Below are 6,321 nucleotides of genomic sequence, written 5' to 3'. Positions count from 1 at the left end.
CATCGAAACGATTAATGGGCAATTAAAGACCATTTCTCAAATTGAGCACTCGCGCCACCGAAGTATAAAAGGCTTTCTGTTGTGTGTTTTAGGTGGATTGATTGCTTACAGCCTTAAATTGAAAAAGCCATCACTGAAAATTTTCTACTCAGAGAAAGATATTTCAATGATGGCTTAAGCAGAATTCGGGTTAATCTATATATACTCGTCGTCTTTCAAGTTGCTTCTTTGTTGGCTGCACTCACTCACCCCGGTCACAGAGTTCTCTATGCTCCCGGGGATTCGCTCCCTTGCCGCCGCGATGCATCTTGAAATTCATAGGGTATAAATACAATATAATTTATGATGAAAATGTTTTAGTATTTTTATTGTTTAATATTATAAGTAAACTAAGTAATGAAATAGATGCAATAGCAGATGGAATGAATAAAGTCATAAGTATCCCTCGATAGCCTAATCCTAGTTGCATTAGCCATGCTCCAAACATCGCACCTAATATCCCTCCTGCACGACCAATTCCAAGCATCCATGATACACCTGTCGCTCTGGAGGTTGTAGGGTAATGAAGTGTAGCTATTGTTCCCATAGATGCTTGTGCGCTATTCATTGTCGTTCCGGCTAAGAGGATTAATATTCCTAAACTGATTATATTATCAACATACCCTATAGAGAAGAGCAAAATACCCGTCATAAGATAGTTAAATGATACTGTCTTATGAGGAGATAGTTTATCCATGATAATTCCTGATATTATCGTCCCAATTCCACCACCTAAAGGAAATAAAGCAGTTAAAATAGTTGCATAACTTAATTCAAAACCAGAGTCTTTGATAAGTGTAGGCATCCAATTTGTGACAACATAGAATATTAATAATCCCATAAAATATGCGTTCCAAAGAAGCAAGGTTGATGATAGATGTTCATGGGATAAAATTTCATTAATAGGTTTTATTTTTTGTTTTTCGATAAACTTTAATTTTGAGGAATCTATTTTATTATAATTTTCACCAACTATTTTTTTGCAAATTTTATTTATTTTTTCTTCTGATTTGTTTTTGTTAATCAAAAATAAAACTGATTCTGGAAGAATGAAAATAAGTGGGACAACTAAAAGTATAGGGATAATTCCGCCAATAACTAGCATACTCTCCCAACCAAACTTGGGAATCATGAAGGAACCAATAATACCTCCCATAGCTGCTCCAAATGGAAACCCACAAAATACAGAGTTAACCATAAGTGATTTTCTATTTTCTGGTGCGTATTCAGAAATCAATGTCAAGGCATTAGACATAGCAGCTCCAATACCTATTCCGGTTAATAAACGCCAGAATGATAATTGGTAGACAGTTGTAGAAAATATCGTTGCAATACTACAAATTCCAAGCATGAAAACAGAAATTACAATAACAGGTTTACGCCCTAGTTTGTCTGATATAGGACCTGATGTTACAGCTCCCACAGATAAACCAACCAATGCTGAACTCATCGCAATTCCAAGGTCTGTTTTTGAAGTTCCCCAACTATCAACAATAGAAGGAGAAATATAACCGATCAGAGCAGTATCGAAACCATCTAAAATAAGAATGCTTAAACACAAAAGTAATATTTTTATGTGCAAAGATGATATCTTTGCATATCTAATTGTATCTTGGATACTCAACTTTATTGTAGAGTTCATTTTATTAACCAATACATCAGGTGAAAAGTAAAAAGGGACTTTAAGCATCCCTTTGTTAATTAAGTTAGGACTAACTTTCAATCTCGAATTGACGTTTAGCACGGCGTGAATCGTTATGGTTATATGCTGGTACTTTAAATTTACGCAATTGTTCAGCACTTGCAGGTTCCGACTCACTAATTGGTTGATCACCTGCGATAGTCACCCGCTCCATATATCGGCGATTTGGATAGTAATCATGAACAGCAGCATGCTGTACAGAGCGATTATCCCACATGACTAACATGTTTGGTTTCCAATGATGCCTATATTGATATTCAAGTACTGATGTTGTATTAAATAATTGTGTCAGTAGTGCATCACTATCTCGTTGATCCATATTTCTTATATAACGAGTGTAATTTTGGTTAACAAATAGGGTTTTCTTTTTCGTTTTTGGATGAATTCGAACAACTGGATGGGCGATTGGAGGATATTCCAACTCTTTCTTTTGTAATAATTTTCTACCTTCTTCTGTGTCTGGAAAAAGATATTTATACGGTGAAAAATCATGTATAGCTTCCAATCCTCGGATGAAGTCTTGAGTTTTTATTGAAAGAAAATCATAAGCAGTCGTCATACTGCTAAAACAAGTATCACCACCTATTTCAGGAACAATTCTTGAATAGAGCATTGTAGCCATAGGGGGGCAAAGTTTATATGTTTCATCCGAATGCCAGCGATCTGTTAATACAGGCGGATTACCATTCTTATAATCAAATACTATTAACTCTGGATTTTTTTCACTGTTCTCTGCAAAAGGGTGTACAGTTAACTGGCCAAAATATCTCCCTATACGCATTAAATCTTCTGATGTGAGATCTTGATCCGGAAATACCAATACTTCATGTTCTTCAAGATCTGATTCAATGGTTTTTATTATATCTTTATTTAATGGCTCATTTAGTTTGATATCACGTATTTCTGCACAAAAGTATGGAGTTAGTTTACGTATGGTATATTTGATTCTATCACTCATTTTATTTTATCTCCAAAATTATCACTTGCAGGTTTTAAATTTTATTTTTTATAACTTTGTTTACTATTGGTCTTTTTATTGCTGAAATAAACAAGATGATTGAACATATCATCATAGGAAGAAATACATAACTTGGATTTCCTGAAATATCCCATGCTAAACCGCTAATTACTGGTGTTATAACTGCACAAGTATAACCAATTGTCAACATTAGTGAAGTAGATCTATGCACCTCATGTGGCTCGCTAATCATACTAGGTAGTCCTAACATTAGTATTAAAACGATAGCAGAAAAAAAGCCGATGAATGCTGAACTGATAATTATATATTCAGTACCAAAGTACATAATGCTGCTAAAAGATGCAATTAATCCTATTCCTGATATCAAATATGGATATCGTAGTTTTGCTACAGTGGCTCTTGTCATCATAAGAATAATAGAGGCCGGGATTTGTCCTAAATTTAAAGCAACCAAAGAAATAGATGTTAAATCCTCAAAATTAGCTTCATGTAAGTAACGTGGAATAAAAAAATTGGTTGCAAAATACGTTGCATTTACACATCCCATCATTAATCCTAGTTTCCACAATATAATGTTATTCCATTCAGGAACCCACTTTATATTTTTATTTGTCGATACTGTTTTATGTTTATTTTTAGGTGCTAATTGGTATATGAAAATTGCAATTACTAATGTTATCGCAGCCCAAAAAACATATGTAAGTCGCCAAGATCCCAACATGGGTAATAAAATAGATTTTGTCACTGCAACAGGAATAACTTCTCCTCCAAGAAGAAGTCCATTAACATAAATAGCCGTTGCAATCACAATATGTTTTGGAAACCAATCCTTCACAATAGAAGGTAATGCAGGTTGCATAAAAGCAACCCCCAACCCTGTTATCATTGTCGCCGTATACATGATAATTATATCATTTGCTGCTCCACGGAATGCAGAACCTAAACTGGTAATCAGCAAACCAATGATAAGAGTCTTTATTGCGCTCGTTCTTGCAATTAATAGAGAGCCGATAATTGCGGTACCTGCAAATAAGACTGCTGGCAATCCAGAAATAATCCCAACTTGAGTTTCAGTCAAATTTAGATCGTGATGGATGTCAGAAATGATTGGTGGAGTAGCCAATATTGTCAAACGCGTTCCTGCACCAGCTAGCCATAATAAGAATAGCCTTATAAAAGATTTTATTGACCAAAAACTATATATTTCACTGTACGTTGCATTCATTGTCTCATCTCTATTAATTAAATATACCTGTTATCTTTAAAGTTGCATCGCGGCGGCAAGGGAGCGAATCCCCGGAAACATAGATAACTATGTTTCCGGGGTGAGTGAGTGTAGCCAACAAAGAGGCAGTTTGAAAGATAACGGGTATATAACGATTCTATTTTATTTAGCCACGATGAATAGACCGGTAAGAATAACAGGGTAATTTTTGCATGTTGTTCCAGCCAATCCTTTACTTTCTGATCAACCCAATATATCCGACGACCATAAAAAAATGGGGTAATAGTCCGTCTGTACGACTTCCTGTAGCTATAATGAAAGCGGCATTCTTGAACGTTGATGATACAGTTAATATTACAGTCGAAGATGGTCGCATTGTCATTATTCCGGTAAAAGCGAAAGAATACTCTCTTGATGCACTGTTAGCCGGTATCACACCAGAAAACGTTCATGAAAAGGTAAATTTTGGCTCACCAGTTGGTAAGGAATTACTCTGATGGTTTCTCGTTTTATTCCTGATTGCGGTGATTTAATCTGGCTTGATTTTGATCCGGAGGGGGACTTACAGGCAGGGCTGATCGCTTAATTACGCGATGCGATTGGTGTTCCCTATACTGACGGGGATAAACCGCTAAATAACAGAATTATCACCATTTGTTACAATTTGTTCCCCGTTTTTACGGGGACATGATGCTGGTGTTGTTGATTACGTTATTGATTATATTGCTGTTTCTCTCTCAGCTTTCAATAAACCTTTGGGACGGGGCGTCGTCAGCCAGTGTTTGTAAATAATCGACACAGGTAAGCTTGCTAATATTATCCCCGTTTGCTAAACGGTATTTTAACCAATTGATAATTTGTTCCACTAATTGTCCCTCTGGCTTATCCAGTTTCTCAGCCAATTTACCGTGGTTTTCCCAGCAATTATAACTGATCGCGGACGCCATCCCTTGCAGGGCGTAGTCGGAATGATGCCAGGCATCTAATAAATGACTGCCCAAGGTAAAGGGCAATTCACTGCCTCCTTGACCACAATTTTCAGGCCGATAATAAATCTGTGGTTCGGGCATATCGATCATCAGCTCACTTACCGGTGTCAAAAATGCTGACCAATCGCTGAAGATCATTGCCGGTAATAACTGACTGAGGATACGCGGGTCCATACTGCGAAAAATCACCGGTTTTTCTTGTAAAATCACCTGCTGGCGCGAACGCCAATGATTAAGCTGCTGTATCCATGATTGATCACTGCGGTAAGCCCAACCCCAACTGTTATCACTCAGAGTATGACTATCAAGCAGATGAGCTATCGTTGACAGACAGCCTGACTTGGGTTGAACCAGCCAGGGACTTTGCGCCAGCATGTGATCCAACGGTGTATTGCTGTATAGCGGGAAAGCCTGCTCTACCCAGTCGTTGCTATAAAAGAGCGCCGCCGGGTTAGGTTCCGCGAGTGAATTGAGCATAAAGAAAACCGATGGTTTGTTAGGGATACTCAGCCACTGTTGCCAATTTATTGACTTGTTCATTTATCCTCCGGATTATCAATAATCCAATTTGCTTCCTGTTGAGCCAGCACAGCACAAAGCGGTTTGGCAGGGAATTTAACCCCCGGCAGAGGCGCAACTCCTTCCGGCAGTTGCAGAGACAACCCACGGCCAGTACCGGCAGAACCTTGCCCGACTGATAAATTCGGGGAAGTTAGAATACCGCCGGGGGTTATCCGTATAAAATGACCGCCGACTTTTAAGGTAATTTCCGACGCTGCTTCCAACACCATTTTACCGCCGCTTTTTAGATGTGTTTCCTGACCACTTTCAGCCACCAATGCATCTCCGGTCTGTAAATGTTGACTGCCTGAGATACGGTGTGAAACATCTCCATCGGTGCTGTATTTCCCCGATCCCCTGATATGTTGATGATCATCCACTGAAATTTCGCTATAGCGGTTATTATCGATGCGCTGTTTATGGTCGTGTTTAATATGCCAGTAAGCATCGTGCTGAATATGGGCGGTCAGATCTTTCTGCCCGTGCAGGTAAATCTCCTGCCGGTCTTTCTCATCTTCAAAGCGCAATTCATTAAAGCCTTCTCCTTTGTGAGTCCGGGTTTTAAAGGTGGTGCGGGTCTTTTCAACGGGTAAATTTAACGGCGGCCGGTTTGAACCGTTGTAGGTGCAACCGGTGACAATCGGACGATCAATATCGCCATTCAGATAAGAAACAATCACCTCCTGACCGATACGAGGGATAGCCATAAAACCGTAACCGCTGCCATTCCAGCCTTGGGCGAACCGTACCCAGCAGGTGGCGTTTTCATCGGCTTTATCATAACGATCCCAGTGAAAATGGATGCGGATACACCCCTCTTCATTGA

At 38.7% G+C, this 6,321-nt stretch carries 7 protein-coding genes; 2 read left to right on the top strand and 5 right to left on the bottom strand.

Going from position 1 to position 6,321, the window contains the following annotated elements:
* Window positions 1–178, top strand: a 178-nt coding sequence (locus EAE90_RS22600; protein ID WP_281422327.1) for a transposase, incomplete at its 5' end; no start/stop codon positions are given.
* 162 nt (window positions 179–340) lie between these two features.
* Here the strand turns inward: EAE90_RS22600 and EAE90_RS22595 are convergent.
* The 3 genes from EAE90_RS22595 to EAE90_RS22585 form a co-directional block, all read right to left on the bottom strand.
* Window positions 341–1,681, bottom strand: coding sequence for an MFS transporter (locus EAE90_RS22595; RefSeq protein ID WP_246551083.1), 1,341 nt, complete (start codon window positions 1,679–1,681; stop codon window positions 341–343).
* 70 nt (window positions 1,682–1,751) lie between these two features.
* Window positions 1,752–2,699, bottom strand: coding sequence for a TauD/TfdA dioxygenase family protein (locus tag EAE90_RS22590; protein WP_214055379.1), 948 nt, complete (start codon window positions 2,697–2,699; stop codon window positions 1,752–1,754).
* A 34-nt stretch (window positions 2,700–2,733) separates the two neighbouring features.
* Window positions 2,734–3,945 carry an MFS transporter gene (locus EAE90_RS22585; protein ID WP_214055378.1) on the bottom strand — a complete coding sequence of 404 codons (1,212 nt, stop codon included), beginning with the start codon at window positions 3,943–3,945 and terminating at the stop codon, window positions 2,734–2,736.
* Between the two features lie 212 nt (window positions 3,946–4,157).
* Here EAE90_RS22585 and EAE90_RS22580 point away from each other — a divergent pair, with 212 nt between their 5' ends.
* A complete protein-coding gene (locus tag EAE90_RS22580) occupies window positions 4,158–4,442 on the top strand; it encodes an AbrB/MazE/SpoVT family DNA-binding domain-containing protein (protein ID WP_214055377.1) in 285 nt (94 codons plus the stop codon).
* Window positions 4,443–4,682: 240 nt separating this feature from the next.
* Here EAE90_RS22580 and EAE90_RS22575 read toward each other — a convergent pair whose 3' ends face one another.
* Both EAE90_RS22575 and EAE90_RS22570 read right to left on the bottom strand, forming a co-directional pair.
* Window positions 4,683–5,474 (bottom strand): DUF4123 domain-containing protein, encoded by a 792-nt coding sequence (locus EAE90_RS22575; RefSeq protein ID WP_214055376.1) that lies wholly within the window; start codon window positions 5,472–5,474, stop codon window positions 4,683–4,685.
* Window positions 5,471–6,321, bottom strand: an 851-nt coding sequence (locus tag EAE90_RS22570) for a type VI secretion system Vgr family protein (protein ID WP_214055375.1), incomplete at its 5' end; no start/stop codon positions are given. The genes EAE90_RS22575 and EAE90_RS22570, both read right to left, overlap by 4 nt.

The organism is Photorhabdus caribbeanensis (assembly GCF_018448885.1).
In the GTDB taxonomy this organism is placed as follows: domain Bacteria; phylum Pseudomonadota; class Gammaproteobacteria; order Enterobacterales; family Enterobacteriaceae; genus Photorhabdus; species Photorhabdus caribbeanensis.
This window is presented reverse-complemented; position numbering and strand designations above follow the sequence as displayed.